The following is a 26,736-nucleotide window of genomic DNA, read 5'->3' as shown; positions in this document are numbered from 1 at the left end:
AAAATACAACAATTTGGCTTAGTATTTGATAAATTTGCATCACCAACCCCCTTAAAAAAAAATTAAAATATGTTTGGAGACATGATGGGCATGATGAGTAAACTCAAAGAAGCCAAGAAAAAAGTAGAAGAAACAAAAGCGCGTTTAAACACGGTTTTAGTAGATGAAGCCAGTAACGACAACAAGCTTAAAATTACATTAACAGCCAATAGAACTATTAAATCTATTGACATCGATGATGCTTTATTAGAAGATAAAGATCAACTCGAAGATTACCTTATTCTAACGCTTAACAAGGCTATTGAAAAAGCAACTGAGATTAGCGAAGCTGAACTTGCTGCCGCTGCCAAAGACGGCATGCCAAACATACCTGGTATGGATATGTTTAAATAATCTTGCGTATTAAAGTTTTACCAATTCACTCAAAAGTTTGTCGTGCATAGTATTAGTGTAATCTAAATGCGTTACCATACGCAACTTATTACCGCCCATACTTATAATGTGTATATTTTTATCGGCTAATTTTTGAGTGAATTCTTTTTCATTAACATTGCTATTTAATTCGAAAATAACAATATTAGTTTCTATAGGTTCTACAGATTTAATAATAGAAAGCGCACTTAAAACATTTCCAATTTCTTTTGCTTTCTGGTGATCCTCAGTCAATCTCTCTAAATTATTATCCAAAGCATATAAACCGGCTGCCGCTAAATACCCAACTTGGCGCATATTACCACCAAATATTTTACGGATTCTAATCGCATTTTTCATGATGGCTTTATCACCTACCAAAACAGAACCAACTGGGCAACCTAATCCCTTACTTAAACATACCGAAATGGTATCAAAAGCTTTTCCATACTGTTCCGTAGTTTCATTTTTTGCAACCAAAGCATGCCATAAACGCGCGCCATCTAAATGAAATCCCAAATTATTATCATCGCAAACGGTTTTAATTTTAAGTATTTCATTATAATCCCAACAGGAACCTCCTCGTCTATTTGCCGTGTTTTCAATTTCAACTAAACTCGTTTTACTGTAATAATAGGCATCTGGATTAATTGCATTTTTGACATCTTTAGCCGAAAAAATACCATTATTAACATCTAGCAAATTACAAGACACGCCACTATTAAAAGATGCGCCACCAGATTCGTAATTAAAAATATGTGCATATTTATCGCAAATAACCTGATCTCCAGGATTTGTATGTAATTTAATAGCGGTTTGGTTAGCCATCGTTCCACTAGGGAAAAACAATGCCATTTCTTTTCCAAACATAGTAGCAATTCGGCTTTCCAATGCGTTAACCGTTGGGTCTTCTCTAAACACATCATCGCCAACTTCTGCTTGCATCATCGCTTTTAACATGTCTTTAGATGGTTTGGTAACAGTATCGCTTCTTAAATCAATAATCATATCTTCAATTTGTGGATAAAGCTATAAAATTATATTCAGATTTGTTTTCTGCTGGGATAAAGAAATCTTATTTTTGTTCTAAATACATGATACATGATAACTTCCGATCAAATTAAAGATCTTAATACCCGCCTCGATAAACTTAGGCACTATCTTTGACATAGACGCCAAACTGATAGAGATACAAAACGAAGAAGAACAAACTTTTGACCCCAATTTCTGGAACGATTCTAAAGCTGCAGAAATTATAATGAAATCACTACGTGTGAAGAAAAAATGGGTAGAAGATTATAAAACAGCAAAAACCAGATTTGAAGATCTTGAAGTTCTCTATGAATTTTTTAAGGAAGATGAAGCCACAGCTGAAGACGTAGAAACACAATACAACATTTTAGCAACGCAGCTAGAAGATATTGAGTTTAAAAATATGCTCTCGGAAGAAGGTGATAGCTTAAGCGCCGTGCTACAAATTACAGCTGGTGCAGGCGGAACAGAAAGTTGCGATTGGGCAAATATGCTTATGCGTATGTACTTAATGTTTGCTGAAAAAAGTGGGTTTAAGGTAAAGGAACTCAACTTTCAAGAAGGTGATGTTGCTGGTATAAAAACCGTAACGCTAGAAATTGAAGGCGATTTTGCTTTTGGTTGGCTAAAAGGTGAAAATGGCGTGCATAGATTAGTACGTATTTCTCCTTTTGATAGTAATGCCAAACGCCATACTAGTTTTGCTTCGGTTTATGTATATCCGCTTGTCGATGATACCATTGAAGTGGAAATAAATCCTGCTGATATCGAGATTACAACTGCGCGATCTAGTGGTGCTGGTGGACAAAATGTAAATAAAGTTGAAACCAAAGTACAGCTTACGCACAAACCTACAGGTATTCAAATATCATGTTCGGAAACACGATCTCAACATGATAACCGATCGCGCGCTATGCAAATGCTAAAGTCGCAGTTATATGAAATTGAACTGCAAAAACAATTGGCACAACGTGATGATATTGAAGCAGGTAAAATGAAAATTGAATGGGGAAGCCAGATTAGAAATTATGTTATGCACCCTTATAAATTAGTTAAAGATGTCCGTACTGCCCACGAAACGGGTAATGTGGATGCCGTTATGGATGGTAATATTGACAGTTTTTTAAAGGCCTATTTAATGATGATGGGACAGAAAGTTGAAGACGACGGACAATTATAACAAACAATATAAATACAGCACGAGCTTTAAAACTCATGCTGTAGAATAACATATAAATAGCATGATTAAAATTTATCATAACCCACGTTGCTCAAAATCAAGACAAGGGCTAACTATTTTAGAAGAATCGGGAAAACCTTTCGAAATTGTAAAATATTTGGACGATAACCTTTCCGCGAAAGCATTAGAAGAAATAATAAGTCTTTTAAAAATAAAACCTTTAGAATTGGTTAGAAAAAACGAAGCCATTTGGAAAAGTAATTTTAAAGGTAAAGACTTAACTGACCTGGAAATTATTGAGGCCATGGTGCAAAACCCGAAGCTTATTGAACGCCCAATTGTGGTGAACGAAAATAAAGCTGTTATTGGAAGGCCACCTAGCTTGATTGTTGATATTGTTTAAATAGGATTCGTTAAGGATTATATATGAAAATATAATAAAAACTAATTTGGAAATCATAGAAGTTCATAATAACGAATACACTATTTCGACCGATAAGAATAAACTTGATGTTGCTGCAATTCACACTTTTCTTGCAAATGAAACCGACTGGAGTAACGGGATTCCACTAAACACGCTAAAAACATCTATTGAAAACTCTTTAAATTTTGGGCTTTATTACAAAAATAAGCAAATAGGATATGCTCGAATAATTTCAGACTATGCAACTATTGCATATTTAGGCGATGTTTTTGTACTAAAGGAGTATAGAGGGAAAGGGCTGAGTAAATGGCTAATAAATGAAATCATGAATCACCCTAATCTTCAAGGGTTAAGGCGCTGGATTTTACTAACAGATACGGCAGAATGGCTTTATAAAAAATTTGGCTTTACAGAATTACCTAATCCTGAATTTTATATGGAAAAACACATTCCGAATATTTATAACGTAATAAAAAAAATATAACTATTAGAAGCTTATGATAATTATAGGTGCGTCTAAAAGCTTCATTGAAGGCCTTTACACTTCCCTATCTACAAACGTTAATTTCGGTCATGTTAATTAACAAAGCTTTAACTGAAACACGCTCTATCAAGCCATAAATTTGCAGTCTAAAATTTTCAACCAAAATTATATAGACCTCCATGGTAAAACAACTATTTTTATTTTTTTTATTCAGCACATTCTCAACCATTGTTACCGCTCAAAAAGAAGTTACAATAAGCGGAAAAGTAATAGATAAAGAAACCAATCAACCTTTAGAATACGCTACAATTGCATTTTTCAACAAAACGGAGAATAAAATAGAAACTGGCGGCATTACAGATTTAAAAGGAAACTTCTCTATCCCTGTTCCTGTAGGTTTTTACAATATTACCATTGAGTACATCTCGTTTAAAACCATAACAATAGCTGATAAAAAAATAACTAAATCGGAAAATATTGGATCTTATTCTTTAGAAATTGATACCGAATCTTTAGGTGAAGTTGAAATTATTGCAGAGCGTACCACTGTTGAAATTAAACTTGATAAAAAAATCTATAACGTTGGTAAAGATTTAACCGTAAGCGGAGGATCAGTAAGTGATGTTTTAGATAATGTACCATCGGTTTCTGTAGATGCAGAAGGAGGTGTCGCTTTACGCGGAAATGACAATGTACGTATTTTAATAAATGGAAAACCATCTGGATTAGTTGGTTTAAATTCGGCAGAAGCCTTACAACAATTACCTGCTGATGCTATAGAAAAAGTTGAAGTTATTACTTCACCATCCGCACGATATGAAGCTGAAGGAACGGGAGGAATTATTAACATTATACTGCGTAGAAGCAAATTATTAGGATTTAACGGTTCTATAACAGCTAATGTGGGTCACCCTGATGCAGCAGGATTATCTGGAAATATTAATTATAGAACAGGAAACGTAAATATTTTTAATACAACCTCATACAGATACAGAGAAAGTATTGGTAAGTGGTATAACGATGTTAAATATTTTGATGATAATACACCAGATTTAGATGAAAAGCGAAACTGGACAGATACTCGAAAAGGTATTACAACTAATACTGGAGTGGAATGGTACATTACAGATTCGGCATCTTTAACAAACTCTGTTGTTTACAGCGATAATAATAGCCAAAACAACTCGGTGAATAACCTAGTGCAATTTAATAAACTTACCAACGAAACTAATACAAGTGTTCGTAAAGATCCTGAAAACGGTGACAGTAACACATTTCAATATTCTTTGAATTTCACCAAAGATTTTAAAACTTCTGGACATAAATTCTCTTTCGATTTTCAGTTTGAAAATTCGAATGATGATGAGTATTCATTAATTAATGTTGATGATATTGATACAGATATTTTGCAAACCTTAGAAGACGAGCAGCAAGTTTTATTACAGTCTGACTATGTATTACCATTAGGTGATAATAGCCAGATTGAAGTGGGATATAGGGGTGATTTTAGTACCACCGAAACAGATTATGAGGTTTCCTTACTTAATGAAGATACAGGAGCTTTTGAAATTAGCAGTGACTTATCAAACCTATTTAATTTTAAACAATATTTAAATGCAGCTTACTTTCAGTTTGGGAGTAAAATTGACAAATTCTCATACCTCTTAGGTGTTCGTTTAGAAAATACTAAAACCACTATAGACCAACCAACGACAGGAGAGTTTAAAAGGAAAAATTTAACCGGACTATTTCCTACTGTAAATGTAAGCTATAAATTTACAGAAGACGAAAGTATGACTATTGGCTACAATAGAAGGCTAAGAAGACCTCGTGGTTTTCAATTAAACCCATTCCCATCACGTTCTAGTTTAACCAATGTTTTTCAAGGAAATCCAGATTTAGACCCAACTTACTCTAGTGTTTTTGATATAGGGTACTTAAATCGTTTTGGAAAATTCACACTTAGCTCATCTGTTTACTACTCACACTCTACCGATGTTATTTCTTTTGTGAGTAGAAACAATGGAGATATAGTTACTATAAATGGTGAAGAATTTCCAGTAATAGAGCGTGGCCCAGTAAACCTAGCAACCGATGACAGGTATGGTTTTGAGTTTAATTTAAACTTTAGTCCTTCAAGAAAATGGCGTGTAAATACAGATTTTAATATTTACAAATTAGAGCGAGATGGGCGTTTTGAAGATATTGATTTAACCGCTAATAATTTAACTTGGAACGCACGTTTAACAAACAAACTTACACTTCCATATGCTATGGATTGGCAAACAAATCTAAACTATCGTGGTGCAAGTGAAGACTCTCAAAACGACAGACAAGGTAGCGGAACTGTAAATACAGCACTGAGCAAGGATATTATGAAAGATCAAGCATCAATAGCCTTTAATGTTAGAGATGTTTTCAATACAGGGGTGTATAGAAATGATATCACTGCAGATACGTTTACAGCATACCAAGAAATTCAATATAGAGGTGGCACAACCTATAACTTATCATTTACGTACCGATTTAACCAACAAAAGAAACAAGAACGCCAAGGTGGCTATGGAGAAGGTGGTGATAGTATGGAAATGTAAATCGACTTTATATAACACATTAAAAAAAGCGTTAAAGTATATACTTCAACGCTTTTTTTTAATTCTTAACGAAGGGTCTACCAACTTTAAGCAAAATAAAAAAGGAAACTCAATGAGTTTCCTTTTTATTATATTTTCAATTAAGTTTTAAGCATTTAATCGTTTTGCTTTCTTCTCTTCTTTAATCTCTTTTAATCTTTCAATTAAAGCACCTCCAACCCAGTAAGGAATTATAAAGGTTACTAAGAAAATCATTAACCAAAATCCTAAAGTTAATATACCTAAAAATGCTAAAAAGCCTAAATATTGATCAAAATCAAACATAATTGTTGGTGTCTTTTATAAATGTGCCACAAATATAGTATAAACCATTTTGTTTTCCAATAACAATATTAAGATTTATCAACAGGTTATTCACTAATCTAAATTAGGTTGTGGCGTCATGCGTAAATAAGGTTTTACTTCTTTAAATCCTTTTGGAAAAATTGCAGGAATATCTGCCGTTGCAATTGCTGGTACTACCACACAATCGTCACCATTCTGCCAGTTTGCAGGTGTTGCTACTTTATGATATGCTGTTAATTGTAGAGAATCTACAACACGTAATAACTCATCAAAATTTCTACCTGTAGAAGCTGGATAAGTAATCATTAATTTCACTTTCTTATTATTATCAATTACAAAAACAGAACGCACGGTAAGTTTGCTATCTGCATTTGGGTGTATCATATCATAAAGTTCAGAAACCTTTCCGTCTTCATCTGCAATAATTGGGAAATTTACTGTGGTATTCTGTGTTTCGTTAATATCTTTTATCCAACCGTGGTGAGATTCTACACCATCTACACTCAATGCTACAACTTTTACGTTACGTTTTTTAAACTCATCGGTATATCTAGCTACGGTTCCTAACTCAGTAGTACAAACAGGCGTATAATCTGCCGGGTGTGAAAATAGTATTCCCCAACTATCACCTAACCATTCATGAAAGTTAATTGTTCCTTCCGATGTTTCTGCTGTAAAATTCGGAGCTTCATCTCCTAATCTAATTGTTGCCATTTTTATATTTAGTTTAAAATTAATTACTATTTAAATTCATTATAAAGATAATTCATTTTTAACAGGGCAAATAATTTTAAATCTTATGAATTTGTTAAAAAATTTACGAGAAAAACTACGACATTCCTCATAATAAAACAGACTAAAACGATTAACTTTGTAACTTATAATTAAACCATTAATGTTATGAGTTACAGAATAGAAAAAGATACTATGGGTGAGGTAAAAGTACCTGCCGATAAACTTTGGGGCGCACAAACAGAGCGTTCAAGAAATAACTTTAAAATAGGACCGGTTGCATCTATGCCGTTAGAAATTGTTTACGGTTTTGCTTACTTAAAAAAGGCAGCCGCTTATACAAATTGCGAATTGGGTGTTTTAGATATTGAAAAAAGAGATTTAATTGCACAGGTTTGTGATGAAATTTTAGCTGGTAAACACGACGACCAATTTCCTTTAGTTATTTGGCAAACAGGTTCTGGCACACAGAGTAACATGAACGTTAATGAAGTGGTTGCTAATAGAGCACACCAATTGGCAGGAAAAGTTGTTGGCGAAGGCGATAAAACTATTCAGCCTAACGATGATGTAAACAAATCGCAATCATCAAACGATACGTTCCCTACCGGAATGCATATTGCAGCTTATAAAAAAATAGTTGAAACCACAATTCCTGGTGTAAAACAACTTAGAGAAACATTAAAGAAAAAATCTGAAGCTTTTAAAAATGTTGTAAAAATTGGACGTACGCATTTAATGGATGCTACGCCTTTAACATTAGGACAAGAGATTTCAGGTTATGTTGCACAGTTAGATCATGGCTTAAAAGCTTTAGACAATACTTTGGCTCACTTAAGCGAATTAGCTTTAGGTGGTACAGCTGTTGGTACAGGTTTAAATACACCTAAGGGTTACAGCAAACGTGTTGCTGAATATATCGCAGAATTTACAGGATTACCATTTGTAACGGCTCCTAATAAATTTGAAGCACTTGCTGCTCACGATGCTTTTGTAGAAACGCATGGTGCATTGAAACAACTTGCTGTATCATTAAACAAAATAGCTAACGATATTAGAATGATGGCCTCTGGACCACGTTCTGGTATTGGTGAAATTATAATTCCGGCAAACGAGCCAGGAAGTTCTATTATGCCAGGTAAAGTAAACCCAACACAATGTGAGGCTTTAACTATGGTTTGCGCTCAAGTTATGGGTAACGATGTTGCAGTATCTGTTGGAGGCATGCAAGGACATTACGAACTAAACGTATTTAAACCAGTTATGGCTGCTAATGTTTTACAATCGGCACAACTAATTGGTGATGCATGTGCTAGTTTTGAAGAAAATTGCGCTGTTGGTATTGAGCCAAACCAAGAAGTAATTACAAAGCTACTTAACAACTCGTTAATGCTTGTAACAGCTTTAAATACAAAAATTGGTTACTATAAAGCTGCTGAAATTGCAAATACAGCACATAAAAACGGAACAACTTTAAAAGAAGAAGCTGTTCGTTTAGGTTATGTAACTCCAGAAGATTATGATGCCTGGGTAAAACCAGAAGATATGGTTGGTGCTTTAAAATAGTGAACAATCTTTTTATATATTAGAAAAGCCGATAACATTTGTTATCGGCTTTTTTGTTACCGTAAATCTAAGGCTATTAAATTGTACAACTAAGTTCTTTTAGAATCACTTTAAAGCGCTTAATAGCTCTTTCTTATCACTTAATACAAGTCTTCTTGACATTCTACCATAACAGCAAATTCGGGACTTTATAATTGCAGCATTAGAATACTTCCTTTTTTAATTTTAATGCATAAAAAAAGCCCCTCATTTCTGAGGAGCTTTTAATTTTATAAATAGATTTCCGTTTTCACAGAAATTGAAAACTCATAATAAATTATGCTTTTCCGTCCATTTTATCTTTAAGCGCTTGTAAAGCATCATTAGCATCACCTAAAGTTGGTTTAGATTCTGCTGCTTGAGATTCTGCTTTTCTTACTGCTTGCTTAACCATTTTAGCTTCTTCTGCTCTAAATACAGCAGTGTGAGATGCTACAACTCTTTTGAATTCTTTGTTGAATTCAATAATTTTAAAGTCTGCAGCTTCACCTTTCTTAAGCTTAGTTCCATCTTCTTTCTCTAAGTGACGAGATGGTACAAATGCAACGATATCTTCGTTAAACTCGATAGTAGCTCCTTTATCAACAATCTCAGTGATTGCAGCGTTGTGAACTGTTTCTAAAGCAAACTCAGTTTCGTATTTATCCCAAGGATTAACAGTTGTTTGTTTGTGTCCTAAAGATAATTTACGACCTTCAACATCTAACTCTAATACAACCACATCCAATTTATCGCCTACAGCGCAGAATTCAGATGGGTGTTTAATTTTCTTAGTCCAAGATAAATCAGAGATATAAATTAATCCGTCAATTCCTTCTTCTAATTCAACAAAAACACCAAAGTTTGTAAAGTTACGTACAATACCTGTGTGCTTAGAAGCTAATGGGTATTTAGACGTAATATCTGTCCATGGATCTGCAGATAATTGCTTGATACCAAGAGACATTTTACGATCTTCTCTATCTAAAGTTAAGATTACTGCTTCAACCTCATCTCCTACAGAAACGAAATCTTGAGCAGAACGTAAATGTGTAGACCAAGACATTTCAGAAACGTGAATTAATCCTTCAACACCATCAGCAACTTCGATAAATGCACCGTAATCAGCGATTACAACAACTTTACCTTTTACTTTATCACCTACTTTCACCTCTTCTGCAAGAGCTTCCCATGGGTGTTTAGATAATTGTTTAAGACCTAATTGGATTCTAGATTTGTTTTCATCAAAGTCAAGAATTACAACATTTAATTTTTGATCTAACTCAACAATCTCATTTGGATGGTTGATTCTAGACCAAGATAAATCTGTAATGTGAACTAATCCGTCAACACCACCAAGATCGATGAATACACCGTAAGAAGTAATGTTTTTAACAACACCTTCTAATACTTGACCTTTTTCTAATTGACCAATAATTTCTTTCTTTTGGATTTCAATATCAGCTTCAATAAGAGCTTTATGAGAAACGACAACGTTTTTAAACTCATGGTTGATTTTCACAACTTTGAATTCCATTGTTTTGTTTACATACTGATCGTAATCTCTAATTGGCTTAACATCAATTTGAGATCCTGGTAAGAATGCTTCAATTCCGAAAACATCTACAATCATACCACCTTTAGTTCTGCATTTTACAAAACCGTTAACGATTTCTCCAGTTTCGTGTGCTTTATTTACACGATCCCATGCTTGGATTACACGAGCTTTTCTGTGAGATAATACTAATTGACCAGTTGCATCTTCACGCACATCAATTAATACTTCAACTTTATCTCCTACAGATAAACCTGGGTTGTAACGAAATTCGTTTAAAGAAATAACACCTTCAGATTTTGCGTTAATGTCAATAATAGCATCTCTATCAGAAATGTGTACTACTGTACCTTCAACAACCTCATCGTTTAATGTGTCAACGAAATTTTCAGCTACTAATTTTTCAAATTCTTCTAATTGTTGGCTATCAACTTCATCAATTCCTTCTTCGTAATTGTGCCAGTTAAAATCCGCTAAGAATTTTTCAGGGTTTGCTTTTGCTTCAGATACAACTGGAGCTTCAACATTGTTTGCTTCAGTTGCTTCAACTTCAGCTGGGTTTGCGTTTTCCGCCATTTAATTAAATTTAATAATGTGTTTTAAATACATCGCTTTCGCGGAAATAAAACAGCACTATGTTTTTGTATTCTATATGTTTTGGAAGATTTAAGCGAGTAACACACAGAAGTGTTATTTTTATATAAAGTTTCATTCCTTTTATCTGTTCCAATAAATCGCTAAAAGGAGTGCAAAAATACATATTTTCAATCAATTAGCCTAATTTCAATAAAAAATTTTAAACCACTGATTCTTAGCCAAATAATAAATATATAATATTTCTTCCAATTTGGCACCCGTTTTGCTATATTGAACCTGTAAAACAAACATAAAATCTACACTTATGACAATGAAAGCAAAGTACCAACCTGTATTAGATTTAGGCGAGGCCTTAAACATTCAAAATGGTGATGTTAAGGAAGAAAACGGACAACTAAAAGTTTACGGAACTGCCAATACGCCTTATGAAAAGAACCTAATTTGGGATAAAATAAAAGAAATAGGTGGTGAAAACCCATCGGATATTATGGCAGATATTAAGGTTGCCGACGAAACTGTTTTCCATAGACATACTGTAAAAAGTGGTGAAACTTTAGGAAAAATAGCGATTCAGTATTATGGTAAAGCTGCAAAATATCAAGATATTTTTAAAGCAAACTCTGATATTTTAAAGAATCCAGATGTAATTCACCCAGACCAAGAGTTAATTATTCCTAATTTATAAGGAAAACAAAAACGTTATAATAATAAAAAACGCCTCTCTAAATAATTTAGAGAGGCGTTTTTTATGTTTTATTTAAACTTTTATTTACGCGAGTTCGATTAATATAAATTATTGGTACTGTTTTTACGCTTATAGAATTTGGTATTAAGTATAAAAAAAAGGATTAATCCAATTTCTGAACACCTATTTTTTCAATATCAATAGGCACAATTCCCATTTTAAAAGCTGGAGACTCTTTTTTTAATCTAAAATCGTTTGTTTCAACATTATAAAATTCAGGATTAGCATACACATTGTGCTTTGCAAACTTATTGTTAAACTCTTTTTGCCAATCACTCGCACTTAATATTATTTTTTCACTTCTATAATTATAGGTCCCTACTTCACTAAATATTAAATTATAATCACATTCGGCTAATTTGGTGCTATTCCAAGTTCCAAAACTATAGATGTCTGCTTCACCTTTCATATAAATAATATTTCTTTTGTAAATATGAGATTTAACTTCCTCGCTATATTGAGTCACATTTCTTATTGCTGCTCTATTTGATTTTTCACAAATAATATAATTGTTTATTACAGTATTGTGAATGCCTTTGGCAAGTATTGGGTAAATCCAAGATCCTGAATTTATATTGTAAATAATATTATTTTCAACTTGCACAAAATCGGTAGCATCATCTAAATAAATAGCCATAGTTCCTCCTTCAACAGCTCTGTTTGTAATATCATGAAGCTTATTATTATATACAACGTTATCTTTTCCGCAGCCCCAAAAAGAAATAATGCCATTATCTTCAGAGTCTTCACTCACTTGGTAAATATCATTATATGCAATAAAATTTTCTCGTGAGTGAATAAAATCCCATTTATTATCTTTTGTAACAATCTCTCCTGTATTAATTTTTATAGGAGACTCGTCACCAAATTTGCCTCCCCAACGATGCCCTTTTACACAAATACCATAACGTGGCATATCATGTATTTCGTTATTGGTTAATTTATTTTGTCCACTAGCCCAAACAAATATGCCCGCACCATGACCAACAAGATCACCACAATGATGCAAATGGTTATTTGTTATTACATTTTTTTTATTAAAATCCGCTTTCGAACCAAATTCAGCTCTATAACCAGACAATAAAACAGCATGGAAACCACAATTTTTAATTTCAGAATTTTTAATGATGTTGTTTTGAGCATTCCAAACCATACTTACACCATTATAACCTGCATTACTTACAAGACAATTATCTAAACTACAGCTATTAACATTTTCAAAATAGATTAAGCCTTCTTTATTTGCGGGCTCGTTCCAGCCATTCGTTCCATGGGTTCCCTTTTTTGTTTCTGTAAAGAAAGCACCAAAACGTGATATGGTAAATTCTATACCACTAAATGTTATATTTTTAACAGGCGTATTTTTACCTACAAGCCTAATAACTGATTTAACAAGCGGAATAATAATTTCGCTATCATTAATGTTTTCAGAAATGGGACGGTAAAACAACTCCTTGTTTTCATTGTCATAATAAAATTCACCCGGCACATCTAAAGCTTCTTTAATTCCGGTAAGGTAATAACGTCTCGGGCTTCTCTTGTTAATATCCGTAACATGTAAAGTATCACTAACACTGATAATTCCTTCATTTTTATCAACTGCTGCTATAGGTACAAATGCAGAAAACCAATCGTTACCTGGCCATAAATAAATTCTACTTCGGTTATTAAAAGTAAAATCAGGTTTTATATCTTCTGGATTAACTGACAAATCGAGAGCATTATTTTTTACTTCTTTCTTAGTTCCTAAAAGATATCCTTTATTAGGATATCGCGCCTCAAAAGCTCTTTTTCCATTTTCGTAAATATGAAAAAATGCATCATCATTAATATCAACTGTGGTTTTAAAAAGTCCGTCGCTTACTTTTTCCCAATTGCTTAACGGTTTACCTCCTATAATTACTGGTTTTTCGCCTCCATAGGCTTTATATGTTACTTTAAACCCATCTTTAGCAGAATCTAATTCATCAAAAACAATAGGTTTATCCATATAATAGCGTCCGCCACGTATGTAAACAACAATATCTTTATCTTTTTTGCTAAGGCCACGAATAGCCATTTTCGCTCTATTAATAGTTGCAAAAGGCCTTTTTTTAGTTCCAGGATTTGTATCACTTCCGTTAGTAGCTACAAAAAAATGCATCGTTGAAAGTTCATAAGCTTCACCTGCAGTAAAGCACAAAAAACACAAAATAAATAATACGGCTTTTCTCATTTCTATAATTGAGTTAGAATTTGATTATTACTCCGAATTTCTAAAATAAATTGTTAAGAAAATTGTTTTTTAGATGAGTAACAGCTATTTTAATATAAATAACCATTTTAGAAAGTAAGCAAGAATATGAATAAATTGGGTATTGCTTTGTGTAGTAATTAAAAAACGCCTCAATTAGTTATAAAGTCTTTTTATTCGTGTTTTTTTTTAATGCTTAGTACTTTTTTACCACAGTCACTAGCCGAACGCTAACTGTAACGCGTAGATATAGTTGCTTAAATTTTTGTTGGCGTATATTGATTTTATGACTTAAATATCTAATATTAATCGAACTCTGCTTATTTCATCCTAATACTGTAATTGAAAATTTTATTTAGAGTCCTGAATCACTTTTTTAGTAATCGCCAAAATTTTATCGAATTGTTCTTCCAAACTCATATCCGAATTATCAATTTCAATAGCATCAGCAGCTTTAACTAAAGGTGAATCTTCGCGAGTAGAATCTATATGGTCGCGTTCTTGAACGTTTTTCAAAACATCTTCATACAAAACTTGATCGCCACGTTCAATAAGTTCGTCGAAACGACGGATAGCCCTTTTTTCCGCGGAAGCGATCATGTATAATTTAAGTTCAGCATCTTTAAAAACTACGGTCCCAATATCTCGACCATCCATAACCACGCCTTTATCTTGCCCCATTTTTTGTTGTTGCTCAACTAGTTTTTGTCTCACCTCCGAAATGGCAGCCACTTTACTTACAAAACTAGAAACCTCTAATGTTCTAATAGCTCTTTCTATATTCTCGTTATTTAAATATACTTCAGCAAAACCTAATTTATCATTAAATTTGAAGGATATATTGATGTTATTAAGCTGATAAATTAAAGCTTCAACATTAAAATCTTTTTTAGAAATTAATCCGTTTTGCATGGCATAATAAGTCACCGCACGATACATGGCACCAGAATCGACATAAACGTAACCCAAATATTTTGCTAGTTGCTTGGCTACGGTACTTTTTCCGGTTGAAGAAAATCCGTCGATGGCTATGGTAATTTTGTTCATGTATTTTTTTAAGTTGAAACGTGACTATTATAATGTACTTTGAATGGCTTTATTTTCAATTTTCAAAAATACTTAAAGAAATATAAAGCGAAAAGTAAAACGGTTTAAATTAAATAGAAAGTGAATGGCTATTGCAAATCTATTTGTAAACCAAAAAAGTTAGCATTTGCAGCACTAGTGTATTTGGCGTGGGTATAACTGAAACGCATTTTATTCATTTTAATAGAAATACCCGCCGAAATGCCCGAGAAATTTCGCTGATCCACAATACGCAACTCTTCACCTCTTCTAAAATTGTATCCTAAACGAATGTTAAAACCACTTTCGGGAAAAAGCTCGGCTCCTAAAATAGTATGCCTAATAACCTGACCTACAAAACCTATTTTTTCTGAAGAGCTTACTCCACTTAAATCACTTGTTTCTCTTGCTGGATTTGGTCTCCCAATGGGCCATTCTTGTAAATTCTCAAAAGTAACATGCCAACGTATAGGCACATGTTCTAACTTTTGAGATAAACCTAAACTAACCTCAAATGGCAACGACTCATTTAAGCCTGCATACGTGGTAATTTGCGACCCAAAATTCCGAACTACCAAGGCGGCAGTAAAATCCAAATCTTCGTCTATGTAAATCAAGCCCAAATCTACGGCCGCACCAAGTGAGCTATATTGCTCTAACTTAGAAGTTATTAATTTTAGGTTACCCCCAAAATAAAAATCTGAATATCCAATTTGCGTAGCATAACCAACAGATAGAGCTGTTTCACTTCCGCTGAAGGTTCCTGTAGAATTCCCTTCTTCATCATAACCATCAAACTGTCCATAATTTACATAAGTGATTCCTGCATGTACAGTTTGTGTGCGTCTATCTATAGTGTAAGCATAAGCCGCCGTTCCATAACCAATGCCTCCTAAATAACTTACGTAATTTAAAGCTAATTGATTATCCATTTCTATATTTATAGTTGCCGGATTATAAAGCCCTTGGGTTACATCGTAATCTACATTTGTTAATACCTTACCTCCTAATGCAGCTTGGCGAGGAGAAGATATTAAATTTAGAAATTGATATGTAGACTCGCCTCCTACTTGAGCGCTAGTTACAACACTAAATAACAAACAAAAAAGTGCAATAATTTTTCTTAACATATAGCGTACAAAGTAACTAAATCTATCTTAAAACGCTGGTATATATTATTTATTTTATTGCACTTTTAAATGTATAAATGAAAATATAATAATTCTAGTCTACATCTAGTACTTCTAAAATTTTATGAAATACTTGATTGTTTTCGTAAACACCTGTAAAATTTAGAGATCGTGCTCCATAAGCAAAAACAGGCACCATAACACCTGTATGATCGTGAGTAGAAAAATCGCCTTCAATAGTATGATTCGCAACATCACCATTAGGCATACTAAACCCTGAGGTTTCATGGTCGGCTGTAACTATTACCAACGTATCTTCATTTTCTTCAGCAAATTTTATAGCTTCAGTAATGGCTCTATCAAAATCTATAGTTTCAGAAATAACTCCTGCCGCATTATTTTCGTGCCCAAAAGAATCTATTTGCGCAGACTCTATCATTATAAAAAACGGTTTTTGTTGATGCTTAAAATATGCTAAACTCTTTTTAGTAGCTTCTGCTAATAAATTACCGCGTCCTGCTAAAACAGATAAAGGCTTCTCTTTAGAAATAAAAACCCCTACTTTTTTATTTGTATCGCTATTAAAAGTGTTTAAATCTGAGTGCAACTCAAACTTGGCATCTAGCTTTACCGATTCAAAATCGTTTGCACCACCACCAATAAATAAAGATAGCTTTGATTCTAATAACTCTTGAGCAATGGCACTACTATAATCTCTATCTTTTTGATGTGCATAAAAAGCAGAAGGCGTTGCTCCCGTCATTTTATCGGTTGTAATACATCCTGTTAAAAAACCTTTAGTACCTAAAACCTCCGTAATGTTTTTAATAGCGTTTCCATTTACATCTACACCAATGGCTCTGTTATTTGTTTTCTCTCCTGTTGCTAGCGCTGTGCCTGCTGCTGCAGAATCGGTTACAAAATCGTCTGCCGATTGGGTTTTTATTAAACCAATGTGCTTTAACTGCGTTACCGTCAAACCTCCTGAATTGGCCAAAACTGCTGAGGATATTTGAGATAAGCCATTACCATCTCCAATCATTAAAATTACATTTTTAATTGAAGATTCACTGCCGTCTTTTTTAAATGATGGCTTATATACTTCCGAAAAAACCTTTGAAGTATAAGTACGGCTTGATAACGTTTTTAAGTAGGCATGACACTCGAAAGGCATATCTGTGTTAATAAAATCTACCCCCATATCTGTAAAAAGTTTCCAGGCTGTTTTAGAATCTGGTGTTCCCCAAAAACGAAATGGTTTTTGTAAAACTTTGGCTTTTGCTATAACTGCTTTAACACGTTTCTCATCTTCGTGTGTTAATCGCCCTTTACCATTCCATACCGAATAGGATTTAAAATCTACACTTGTAAGTGCTACTTTACTTAAAACTTCATTTGTAAATGTTTCGTTTATATTTTGATTATCAAAATAAATATAATCGGGATAATCTACATATTGATTAACATTGGGTCTATTTCCCGAGATTACAATTTTTATATTTTTATTCTGAATAATACTTCGATACTCTTTTAATAGTTTAATTAAGTTTTTTAAAGTTGAAGTAGCCTCCGATTTAATATCGAACATTAAATAGAACTCATTAAACTTATTACTACTTAGATGTAAAGCATTTTCTAAAGGTTTTAAATATAGGGTTTCGACGGTTCTATCTTTTACTATTTCATCTAGAGTATGACAAACAAAAAGCTCATTATCTTTAAAAAAAACATCAATTTCTATTGAACGCGAACCACTCGAAAAAGCGGTCCAAAATGGGGTGTTTTGTAAATAATCGTTATGTGAGTGTATAATATAATTAGACTCATTTTGAGAAAAACTAAGTTGAAAAAATATAAGTGATATATAAAATATTATGATTCTGTGTGACATAAATAATAACTAATTAAAAAAGGTGCTGTACAAACACAGCACCTTTTAAGACTAAACTAAATAAAAAACTACCAATTTTGGTTTTGTGGAATCCCCGAAGACTCTATCGATCTGTTCGGTATTGGCCAAACATGCATAACATTGGGGTTAAATGTTCTCGCCGGCCAAATCTCTTCTACAGTGTATGGTGAATCTGGGTTCGATCTATCTGCATGTATTCTACCGTGTAAAGGTTTTGCATAGGTTGCTTGTGCATCTCCCCATCTTACTAAATCGAAATGTCTATTTGCAAATTCTCCAGCCAACTCTACACGTCTCTCGTGCTTTAAGTCGGCCATTGTAGCATTTGTAATAGGCGATAAACCTGCTCTATCCCTAACTAAATTTAAAGGTGCATCTCCATTTTTACCCTGCATAATTAAAGCTTCTGATTTTATTAAAAGAATCTCTGCATAACGTAATAATGGTACATTATAATCTGTAGTTGGGTTATCTCCGTTAGAGTTTACAAGGCTTCCTATAGCATCTTCAAACTGAAACTCGTACATGTATTTGTTAAATTGAAATCCAGATAAAGAATTCTCTGATTGATACCTTCTAGTTTCTCCGAAAAACTGAAATTCATCTCCAAATTTTAAAACAGTTACTGCACGTCTTGCATCAGCTTCTTCAAACTCATCATATAGTTCTGCAGTTGGCTGAAAATAGCCCCAACCGTTGTATTTACCCCAACCTTTGTTTTCTAACATTACGCCAGATAAAATGCTTCCGCCTTCCTCGCTTGAGTTAACAGACCAAAGATATTCGCTACCCCATTCGTTTACAGAGCTATGTAACATTCTGTAATCTGTACTTGGGTTATCTGTATCTAATAATGCTCTACCAGATCCCGAGTTTGTAACTGCATCTGCGTAAATAACTGCATCTGCATATTTAGTATTATCGTATTGTGCCCAATATAAATAGGTTTTTGCTAAGTATGCCAAAGCAGCATCTTTATGCGCTCTACCATACTCTGCTGCATCAAGATTTGTAAATAATGATAACAAATCTGCAGCCATTTTTAAATCTGCTGCTATTTGCGCATAATTTTCTGTTACGCTTGTAGGTCGAGAAAAACTACCAGCAGGATTGTTCATGTTGTCTACAGTAATAATTGGTACACCTCCATTTTCTCCATCATCTCCATAAGTGTGTGCCACCCAAAACGCACTAAAACCACGCATAAAATAAGCTTCGCCTAAAACTTTATTTTTTACAGTTTCAGAAATATCCATATTTGGAACATTTGCTAAAATGGCATTTGCTCTTCTAATTACTTTGTAGTTATCTACATACATGGCGTTAAATGCACCTTCGTCTCCTGTTAGGTTAAAATTCTTTGCATTATCTGCATAAGATTTTATTCTTCCTGTAATCATATCATCTGATGCATTCATGTACCAGAAAAAACCACGACCAAACACATTTTGAGATTTCATCTCTACATATAAGCTATTTGCAGCCTCTTCTGCATCTTGTTCTGAGCTCCAAAAGTTACCTGAAGACACGCTACCTATTGGTTCTAAATTTGTAAAATCATCAGAGCAAGAAACCACTACTAAACTTGTCACTAAAGTAAATAGTGAAACCATTGCTGATTTTATTATTGTATTTTTCATTTTATATTCTCTTTAAATGGTTTTTTATAATTTTAATGATAATCCTGCTGTTAATGTTCGAGACAACGGATAATTTGCAACATCTAATCCTTTTCCTCCTACTTCTGGATCTATCCCAGAATAATCTGTTATTGTAAATAAATTTTCTGCTGAGAAATAAACACGCAAAGACGAACCTTCTATGAATTTATCCATTGTTTTTACAGGAAGATTATAACCAATTGTTACGTTTTTAAGTCTTAAATACGATGCATCTTCTAAATACCAACTCGAGTTTCTACCAAAGTTATTATTGTTATCGCTTCTAGAAATTCTAGGAATATCTGTATTTGTATTTGTTGGTGTCCATGCGTTTAAAACTCTACTATCTAGATTATAACCTTGTAAAGCTGTATTATAAGTTGTGTATTTATAACCGTTAAAAGCTTCTGCTCCACTTACACCCTGAAGAATCATACTCATATCGAACGCTTTATAATCTAGGTTTAAGCCAAAACTATATGTAAAGTCTGGTTGGTAGCTTCCCATATACTTTCTGTCGTTACCATCAATACGCCCGTCGTTATTTGTATCTTCAAATTTAAAATCTCCAGGAACCGCTTCTGGCTGAATTAAGTTACCATCTTTTGTATAAGCATCAATCTCTGCTTGGTTTTGAAAAATACTTTGGTAAGGAATTAAAAAATAAGAGAACAACTCTTCGCCAACTCCTGATCTATATGGTCTTAAAACCCCACCTCTTACTTCTTCTTCATCATGAAGTACAAACGCAGTACCACTCTCACTAAACCCTTTAAGGTTTAACAACTTATTTTCTAATAAAGAGAAGGCATTTGCACTAACTCTAAAGTTTAAATCGCCAATATTATTACTGTAATTAATAGCAAACTCTAAACCTTTATTTATAACCTCACCACCATTAACTTTACCTGCTGTTATACCTAAATGGTCGTCTCCATCGCCATTTAAAATCATATCTTTTGTGCGTTTCTCAAAATAATCTATTACAAAAGACAAAGAATTGTTAAGTAAAGATGCATCTAAACCAAAATCTATAGACTCTGAGCGCTCCCAACCTAAACCTTCGTTAGACTGTATTTCTTGATAAAGTGCTCTATTATTATCTGTAGCTCCATCTCCTAAAAGCACTGTGTTACTTCTTAAAGGCACGTTAAAAGAATATCTATTTACAGAGTTTACGTTACCAATTTGTCCCCAAGATGCTCTTATTTTTAAATCGTCTATTAAATCGCTCTTAAAAAAATCTTCGTTAGATATTTTCCAACCTAAGGTTGCTGAATAAAAAACATCTGATTGGTTTTCTATAAATAATCTAGATGTTTCGTCTCGCCTTACACTACCACTAACAAAATACTTGCTATCGTAATTATACATTACCCTACCAATTGAAGATGTCAAAGCTTCCTCGTAAGCTGAAGAAATTGGTGTTTTAAAAATAGTTGCATTTCCTAAATACTGGTTAAAAGGAGCCTCATTACTAAACTCTTCCCCACGCTGACTTAAAGATTCGAATTTTTCTAATTGAGCTGAATAAATTGCGGTTAAATTCAAATTATTTTTACCAAAAGATTTTACATAAGATATTTGATTATCCCAAACCCATCTATTAGTTTCAGATTCGCTTTGCACTAAAGAATTACTTAAACTTGTTCTTCCTAACTCTGGTCTTCTAGGATTAAAAGATTTAGAATTAGAATTTGTTGAAGCATACGAATACGTTGTTTTAAAGTTTAAACCTTTAACTATTTCGTAATCTAAATATACATTCGCATTAATATACGTTGATGGTCTTTCGTTTACTGGCCTTAGTAATAATGCTAAAGGATTATAAACATCGCCATAGGCCCCAGCAAATTGAGATAAACTGTATGGTGCTACACCATGAAACTCGCCAAACTCATCGTAAGCAGGCGCAGCAGAAGGCATATATATAGCGTTAATAATAGTACCAGAATAACCGTTTTTAGTATCTGTACCTAAAGCTTCGTACTCTGAAAAGTAAACATTTTCTCCAATGGTAATTTTATCAGTTAAATCAAAATCAGATTTTACTCTAAAAGAATAACGTTCTGAATCTGTTCCTTTTAAAACACCTTCGGTAGAATTATACCCAAAAGATGTTAAATAATTAAAACTATCTCCTGCACCACTTATGTTTGCATTTAAATTTGTTGTGCTTGCATCTCTAAAAATAGTATCTACCCAGTTTGTTCTTGTTACTTGTCCCCAAGGGTTTTGAGCAGCATCGTGAGCAGATTGTCTTGGCGCCCCTGCTGCATCTGTTGCCATATTATAAACATCTGCCTGTTGCTTTGCATTTAAAGCTGTTGGCAAATTGGTAGCAGACCTAATACCTGTATAAGTATCAATACTAACTCTTGGCTTTCCTTTTTTTCCTTTTTTAGTTTGAATTACAATAACACCAGAACTTGCTAAAGCGCCATAAATAGAAGCTGCTGCTGCATCTTTTAATACAGATACAGATGCAATATCGTTGGGGTTAATTGCTGGTCCATAATAAGGTACACCATCTACAACTGTTAAAACACTTTCTGATCCTGAGTTTACAGAACCTAGACCTCTAATAACAACTTTACCACTAGAAGACGGATCGCCACCAGATTGTAAAACAGTTACACCAGGTACATTACCTTGAATAAAATCTGTTAAGTTAGAAACTGGTCTACTAGCAATACTTTCTATATTTTCAACTTTAGAAATAGCTGAAGTCAAATCTCCCTTTTTAGTAGAACCGTAACCAATTAATACAACCTCGTCTAAAAGGCTTGCTGATTCTTTCAAGATAATATTTAAAGCCTGATTCCCTTTATAATTTACCTCTTTGCTCTCGTATGTCATTGAGGAAACTTTTAAAACCCCTTCAATTTCATTTGTTTCTATTATAAACTTTCCATCAAAATCTGTAGCAACACCACTAAGTGTGTTTCCGTTTGCTATTATAGATGCTCCCGGAATAGGCATGCCATCGACTCCAACAACAGTACCCGTAACGGTTGCTTGCCCATAACCTATAACGGATATTAAAATTGTAATAATAAATAAATAAAGTTTTTTCATTTTTGATTTTCGTTTTAAATTCAGTCCAAAACTATCTTAACGGAAAACATAAAAGGGGTACAATTGTTTCAGAAAAAGGTGCAAATATTTCAAAATACGTGGGTAATTGCGTCCAATTCTACTACTATTGTTTCAATAATATTTAGGTAACACTGGGTTAATCTAGACGTAATATTTTTTATTGCATTTCTTTAATATAAGCCTTAGGCGTAATACCTTTATGCTTCTTAAAAGTCTTACTGAAATATTTAGGGTCATTAAAACCGCACTCAAAACCAACTTCAGAAATATTTAGTTTCTTTTCTCGTAATAAATACTCAGCCTTCTCTATTCTTAAACTCAATATAATTTCAGAGGGTGCTTGCTTAAGTGTATCTTTAAAAACGCGATAACATTTAATTCTAGAAATATCTAATAACTCAACCAAACGCTCAACATTAAAAGCTGCGTCACTTAAATTATCTTTTATAAAAAGTAGACCTTTTTTTACTAACTTTTCGTTTACACTTAAAAATTCATTATTCACGTTTATATGTTCATACAAACTTTCTTTTTCCTGCTTTTGATTAATTTTTTCTTGTTTTGCAAAAACTTTTTTCATCTTTTTTTGAAACACGTCTTCAGGAATAGGCATAGTTAATTTTAAATCTAAGTCTAACTCATTAAATTGCTGATCTTGAATAAGGCTAATTTGCTCAGATACATAAACTATAGGTATATACAGCTTATCTCTATTTTTATTCAAATTACTTAACAACGATACTAAACCATTAGTTAAACTAGTATTATAAAGAAAAAGCATAGACACTTTTAGATGACTAATAGCTGAAATTAATGCACGTTCTTCGCTTTCAAAAATTAATTTGTTATTACTATTATCAAGAAGTTGTTGAACAACATTAAAATCAGAATTATCAGAAAAAACCAAAATATTCTTTTTATTGATGGGCAATTCCTCATCTAATTTCATGTGTTTCCATAAAACAACTTCGGGTACTTTTTTTTCAGTAGATAAAGCCTTTACAGGAATTTTTAATTGTAAATCGAATCCGCTAGCCAAATCTAAATCTACAATAGCATCAATATCTACCATTAAAATTTTAGACGCCTTAAAGTATGGGCTGTAATGCGCTATTATATCCCAATTATCTATTAAAACACGACTGTTACTTTCTATTTTCAAGATTAAACTATCGTCTTTAAAATCAACGTTTAGATTTAATTCACTTTGGGACTCTGAATACTTAAAAATATCGTGAAATAAGTACTGAAACAAAAGTTTAAAACGTAAAGTATCTATTTCTATATAAGAAACCGACGATGTTTTTATTCGGTAATTAAAATTAATATCTGTTTTTTTAAGTTTAACGTGTAGAGCATTTATTACGTTGCTTAAAAGTTCCTTCAATAAAACGGAGGTTGCTCTAGAAGCAGCCAAATCTTTGGTATGATCTAGATAAAACCATTCATTTATTATATTAATAAATTTTTTAGACTCGCTGCTTATTACATCTTTTAACAAATTAACATCTTCAAGCTTATTTGCTGCTTTTTGAATTTTAGATATAGGTTCTTGAAACTCAGCAAAAGCAAAGGTTTTAAATTTTTCTAATTCGAACTCTTCAGTTTTTAAATTATTATGTACCGCTAAAAGTTGCTCTTTCTGCTTCAAAATTTCTTTATTCTTTTCATCTAGCTTAGCATTAGTTTTTTGAAGTGATTCTTTTTGCTTACTTATAAAATTTGTACGCTCTAAAATTTGCTCTTCTAAGTCTTTCTGCCTTTTTTGATGATTTATATTTTTTCTGTAAATAAAAATACCAAGCACCAAAACCAAAAACGCTGCAGAAGATAGGTAAAACCAAACCGTGCTATAATAGGGGTTGTTTATAGTTAAAACCAATTTAATTTGGGAAGAAGAATTCGCTTCTCCTTTATTTTTAATTTTAAATTGATAAGACCCTGAAGGTATATTGGTGTAATTAATTTCGGCAAAATCGGATGTTTCTTTCCATGTAGAATCTAAACCTTCTAATTTATACAGAATCTTCAAATTATGATCGCCAGAAAAATAAATTGGAGTGATTTCAATTTTTAATTTATTATTTGAATATGGCTTTACTAATTGGTCTTCAAATTTATCTTTTCCATCAATATTTAACTTTAATCTTGTTTTTTTTTTCGATAAATCCATAGCACTAGGCTGAAAATAACTAAAGCCATTTATACCTCCATAATAAATAAAACCTTTAGAATCTTGAAAATATGCTCCCTCAGAAAACTCTGCTGCTTGCCAACCTTCATGAGCAGGAAATCGTTTTACAGAATAATCATTTTTATCAATTGTAGCTATACCTTTTGAGGTGCTTATCCAAAATGTAGAATTATTTAATATTAAACTAAAAACAACATGACTTGGAAGCCCATCTTCCTCAGTAATATTTTTAACTACACCTTCCTGTTTATTAAAAACACTTATACCTCCAGAAGTTGCTATCCAATAATTATTAGTTAAATAATCTTTATAAACATAATAAACACTATCGGCCAAAATATTATCCGAGACTGAAATATGTTGTGTATCTCCCGTAATTGTATTTAAAAGAAAAACACCATGTAATTCTGTAGACACAATAACTTCATCTTCAAAAAAGCTAACGTGGCGTACATTGTATTCTAAAAACTGATTTTGTCCCTTAAAACTTTCAAACCGATTTGTTCTAAGGTTGAATTTAGCCAAGCCACTCCAACAAGCCACCCAAAGGTTTTCAGCATTATCTTCTACAATACTATAATTTCTATTATTAATAAAGTAAGCATGATTAGAGGCTGGAAATAATTGATACGTTTTATTAGAAATATTAATTAACCCAGCATATGTACCAATCCAAATAGTACCGTGGGAATCCAAAAACATACTTCTAATTCTATACCAATCGCTATTGACTTCGGCCTCTTTGATAGAAAACTGTTTGTATGCGTTTTTTAAATTATCAAAATAATAGATACCCTTTGTGTAATAACCAAGCCAAAGCGAATTATCGTTACTCTTTACTATTGCACGAACAGTTTCGTTAGGTAAAATTTTATTTTTTATGGGGTGTGGAGTAACTGTAGTAATTTTATCAGAATTAGCAAAAGCCATACTCAAACCTCCATCTTTATGAGCCAACCACACATGCCCCGTGTTATCTTCAAAAAGCTTTTGTATTTCGTTACTTTTAAAAGAATATGGGTTATAGGGATCGTGAACAAAGTTTTGCAAATTTTCTTTGTTGTTGGCATTTAGCTCAGTATTAATATAAAATAACCCGTGGTTTCTGGTAGCATACCAAATATTCCCTCTACTATCCTTTAAAACGTCATTTATAAGAACATCTGGTCGGTTTTCATTAAGTATTTTACGAAGCACTAAATCCCTACTAACGTAATAGCTACTAACCTTCTCAACTGGTATAAACTTGACACCATTGTATTCGTAATACTCGTTTTCACATACAACAGTAACTTTCTTGTTCTTAGAAATAAATATATCACTAGGAACACTTTTAAATTCAAAATTTTCAAATTTACCATTGCCAATATATTTACTGACTGACTTTTGTTTATTTTTAAGCCATATAAAACCATCGTGATCACGTAAAACATTCAAAATAAAATTACCAGATAACGATGAGCTATCGCCTTTTACATGTTTAAAAACTTTAAAAGTTGAACCATCATAATAATTTAAGCCATCGTTTGTGGCAATCCATAAACCACCATCGACATCATTCACTAAATCTCCTACCGTGTTATTAGATAAACCTTCGGAAGTTGTAAGCGTTTTAAATTTTATTTGCTGAGAGAAAATAGTATTACATAAAAACATGCAAAAACTTAATACAAAAAACCTAACCATTCAATTTTAAATTAATCTACTATAATACGACTAATCAATTATTGGAATGTTATCACTAGATTATGTAATTGTT

At 32.8% G+C, this 26,736-nt stretch carries 18 protein-coding genes; 7 read left to right on the top strand and 11 right to left on the bottom strand.

Annotated features, from left to right (window positions below):
- The first annotated feature begins 69 nt into the window (after positions 1-69).
- Positions 70-393: a YbaB/EbfC family nucleoid-associated protein gene (locus ACJJV4_RS17950; RefSeq protein WP_405296772.1), complete on the top strand. Its 324-nt coding sequence runs from the start codon at positions 70-72 to the stop codon at positions 391-393.
- A 9-nt stretch (positions 394-402) separates the two neighbouring features.
- On the opposite strand, the gene ACJJV4_RS17945 is transcribed toward ACJJV4_RS17950, so the two are convergent.
- On the bottom strand, positions 403-1,419 hold the full coding sequence (locus ACJJV4_RS17945; protein ID WP_405296771.1) for a threonine aldolase family protein: 1,017 nt from the start codon (positions 1,417-1,419) through the stop codon (positions 403-405).
- Between the two features lie 93 nt (positions 1,420-1,512).
- Here ACJJV4_RS17945 and prfB point away from each other — a divergent pair.
- From prfB to ACJJV4_RS17925, 4 genes are all read left to right on the top strand, one after another.
- Positions 1,513-2,623 (top strand): peptide chain release factor 2 gene (gene prfB / locus ACJJV4_RS17940; RefSeq protein WP_405296770.1). Its coding sequence is split into 2 segments (ribosomal slippage): positions 1,513-1,575 and positions 1,577-2,623, totalling 1,110 coding nucleotides; the frame shifts between segments, so codons are not numbered across the junction.
- Positions 2,624-2,684: 61 nt separating this feature from the next.
- On the top strand, positions 2,685-3,026 hold the full coding sequence (gene arsC, locus ACJJV4_RS17935; protein ID WP_405296769.1) for an arsenate reductase (glutaredoxin): 342 nt from the start codon (positions 2,685-2,687) through the stop codon (positions 3,024-3,026).
- Between the two features lie 46 nt (positions 3,027-3,072).
- Positions 3,073-3,531 (top strand): GNAT family N-acetyltransferase, encoded by a 459-nt coding sequence (locus ACJJV4_RS17930; RefSeq protein WP_405296768.1) that lies wholly within the window; start codon positions 3,073-3,075, stop codon positions 3,529-3,531.
- Between the two features lie 179 nt (positions 3,532-3,710).
- The gene (locus ACJJV4_RS17925) at positions 3,711-6,125 is read left to right on the top strand and encodes a TonB-dependent receptor domain-containing protein (RefSeq protein WP_405296767.1); all 2,415 of its coding nucleotides are present in this window, start codon (positions 3,711-3,713) and stop codon (positions 6,123-6,125) included.
- Between the two features lie 147 nt (positions 6,126-6,272).
- On the opposite strand, the gene ACJJV4_RS17920 is transcribed toward ACJJV4_RS17925, so the two are convergent.
- The gene (locus tag ACJJV4_RS17920) at positions 6,273-6,449 is read right to left on the bottom strand and encodes a hypothetical protein (protein WP_405296766.1); all 177 of its coding nucleotides are present in this window, start codon (positions 6,447-6,449) and stop codon (positions 6,273-6,275) included.
- Positions 6,450-6,542: 93 nt separating this feature from the next.
- Positions 6,543-7,184: a peroxiredoxin gene (locus tag ACJJV4_RS17915; RefSeq protein WP_133968539.1), complete on the bottom strand. Its 642-nt coding sequence runs from the start codon at positions 7,182-7,184 to the stop codon at positions 6,543-6,545.
- A 186-nt stretch (positions 7,185-7,370) separates the two neighbouring features.
- On the opposite strand from ACJJV4_RS17915, the gene fumC reads away from it, so the two are divergent.
- Complete coding sequence (gene fumC, locus ACJJV4_RS17910; RefSeq protein WP_405296765.1) at positions 7,371-8,768, top strand: class II fumarate hydratase; 1,398 nt, start codon at positions 7,371-7,373, stop codon at positions 8,766-8,768.
- A 316-nt stretch (positions 8,769-9,084) separates the two neighbouring features.
- Here fumC and rpsA read toward each other — a convergent pair whose 3' ends face one another.
- A complete protein-coding gene (rpsA, locus tag ACJJV4_RS17905) occupies positions 9,085-10,917 on the bottom strand; it encodes a 30S ribosomal protein S1 (protein ID WP_304406245.1) in 1,833 nt (610 codons plus the stop codon).
- Between the two features lie 325 nt (positions 10,918-11,242).
- On the opposite strand from rpsA, the gene ACJJV4_RS17900 reads away from it, so the two are divergent.
- Positions 11,243-11,623, top strand: coding sequence for a LysM peptidoglycan-binding domain-containing protein (locus ACJJV4_RS17900; protein WP_304406246.1), 381 nt, complete (start codon positions 11,243-11,245; stop codon positions 11,621-11,623).
- Positions 11,624-11,786: 163 nt separating this feature from the next.
- Here the strand turns inward: ACJJV4_RS17900 and ACJJV4_RS17895 are convergent, their stop codons facing one another.
- The 7 genes from ACJJV4_RS17895 to ACJJV4_RS17865 all read right to left on the bottom strand — a co-directional run bounded on the left by ACJJV4_RS17895 (position 11,787) and on the right by ACJJV4_RS17865 (position 26,633).
- Positions 11,787-13,898 (bottom strand): right-handed parallel beta-helix repeat-containing protein, encoded by a 2,112-nt coding sequence (locus tag ACJJV4_RS17895; RefSeq protein WP_405296764.1) that lies wholly within the window; start codon positions 13,896-13,898, stop codon positions 11,787-11,789.
- 369 nt (positions 13,899-14,267) lie between these two features.
- Positions 14,268-14,963, bottom strand: coding sequence for a (d)CMP kinase (gene cmk, locus ACJJV4_RS17890; protein WP_405296763.1), 696 nt, complete (start codon positions 14,961-14,963; stop codon positions 14,268-14,270).
- Between the two features lie 128 nt (positions 14,964-15,091).
- Positions 15,092-16,111: a type IX secretion system protein PorQ gene (porQ, locus tag ACJJV4_RS17885; RefSeq protein ID WP_405296762.1), complete on the bottom strand. Its 1,020-nt coding sequence runs from the start codon at positions 16,109-16,111 to the stop codon at positions 15,092-15,094.
- A 94-nt stretch (positions 16,112-16,205) separates the two neighbouring features.
- The gene (locus tag ACJJV4_RS17880) at positions 16,206-18,002 is read right to left on the bottom strand and encodes an alkaline phosphatase (protein ID WP_405296761.1); all 1,797 of its coding nucleotides are present in this window, start codon (positions 18,000-18,002) and stop codon (positions 16,206-16,208) included.
- A 68-nt stretch (positions 18,003-18,070) separates the two neighbouring features.
- Positions 18,071-19,663 (bottom strand): RagB/SusD family nutrient uptake outer membrane protein, encoded by a 1,593-nt coding sequence (locus tag ACJJV4_RS17875; RefSeq protein ID WP_405296760.1) that lies wholly within the window; start codon positions 19,661-19,663, stop codon positions 18,071-18,073.
- A 24-nt stretch (positions 19,664-19,687) separates the two neighbouring features.
- The gene (locus tag ACJJV4_RS17870) at positions 19,688-22,762 is read right to left on the bottom strand and encodes a SusC/RagA family TonB-linked outer membrane protein (RefSeq protein WP_405296759.1); all 3,075 of its coding nucleotides are present in this window, start codon (positions 22,760-22,762) and stop codon (positions 19,688-19,690) included.
- A 178-nt stretch (positions 22,763-22,940) separates the two neighbouring features.
- Positions 22,941-26,633, bottom strand: coding sequence for a two-component regulator propeller domain-containing protein (locus ACJJV4_RS17865; RefSeq protein ID WP_405296758.1), 3,693 nt, complete (start codon positions 26,631-26,633; stop codon positions 22,941-22,943).
- Positions 26,634-26,736: the final 103 nt, after the last annotated feature.

Source organism: Algibacter sp. Ld11 (assembly GCF_045066735.1).
Lineage (GTDB): Bacteria > Bacteroidota > Bacteroidia > Flavobacteriales > Flavobacteriaceae > Algibacter.
The sequence above is the reverse complement of the archived record's forward strand: the minus strand, read 5'-3'. Positions and strand labels throughout refer to the sequence as shown.

What these genes read in the sequence shown, in the direction of transcription:
- ACJJV4_RS17950 (WP_405296772.1), top strand. Translation starts at nt 70, where the DNA reads ATGTTTGGAGACATGATGGGCATGATGAGTAAACTCAAAGAAGCCAAG.
- ACJJV4_RS17945 (WP_405296771.1), bottom strand. Translation starts at nt 1,419, where the DNA reads ATGATTATTGATTTAAGAAGCGATACTGTTACCAAACCATCTAAAGAC.
- arsC (WP_405296769.1), top strand. Translation starts at nt 2,685, where the DNA reads ATGATTAAAATTTATCATAACCCACGTTGCTCAAAATCAAGACAAGGG.
- ACJJV4_RS17925 (WP_405296767.1), top strand. Translation starts at nt 3,711, where the DNA reads ATGGTAAAACAACTATTTTTATTTTTTTTATTCAGCACATTCTCAACC.
- ACJJV4_RS17920 (WP_405296766.1), bottom strand. Translation starts at nt 6,449, where the DNA reads ATGTTTGATTTTGATCAATATTTAGGCTTTTTAGCATTTTTAGGTATA.
- ACJJV4_RS17915 (WP_133968539.1), bottom strand. Translation starts at nt 7,184, where the DNA reads ATGGCAACAATTAGATTAGGAGATGAAGCTCCGAATTTTACAGCAGAA.
- fumC (WP_405296765.1), top strand. Translation starts at nt 7,371, where the DNA reads ATGAGTTACAGAATAGAAAAAGATACTATGGGTGAGGTAAAAGTACCT.
- rpsA (WP_304406245.1), bottom strand. Translation starts at nt 10,917, where the DNA reads ATGGCGGAAAACGCAAACCCAGCTGAAGTTGAAGCAACTGAAGCAAAC.
- ACJJV4_RS17900 (WP_304406246.1), top strand. Translation starts at nt 11,243, where the DNA reads ATGACAATGAAAGCAAAGTACCAACCTGTATTAGATTTAGGCGAGGCC.
- ACJJV4_RS17895 (WP_405296764.1), bottom strand. Translation starts at nt 13,898, where the DNA reads ATGAGAAAAGCCGTATTATTTATTTTGTGTTTTTTGTGCTTTACTGCA.
- cmk (WP_405296763.1), bottom strand. Translation starts at nt 14,963, where the DNA reads ATGAACAAAATTACCATAGCCATCGACGGATTTTCTTCAACCGGAAAA.
- porQ (WP_405296762.1), bottom strand. Translation starts at nt 16,111, where the DNA reads ATGTTAAGAAAAATTATTGCACTTTTTTGTTTGTTATTTAGTGTTGTA.
- ACJJV4_RS17880 (WP_405296761.1), bottom strand. Translation starts at nt 18,002, where the DNA reads ATGTCACACAGAATCATAATATTTTATATATCACTTATATTTTTTCAA.
- ACJJV4_RS17875 (WP_405296760.1), bottom strand. Translation starts at nt 19,663, where the DNA reads ATGAAAAATACAATAATAAAATCAGCAATGGTTTCACTATTTACTTTA.
- ACJJV4_RS17870 (WP_405296759.1), bottom strand. Translation starts at nt 22,762, where the DNA reads ATGAAAAAACTTTATTTATTTATTATTACAATTTTAATATCCGTTATA.
- ACJJV4_RS17865 (WP_405296758.1), bottom strand. Translation starts at nt 26,633, where the DNA reads ATGTTTTTATGTAATACTATTTTCTCTCAGCAAATAAAATTTAAAACG.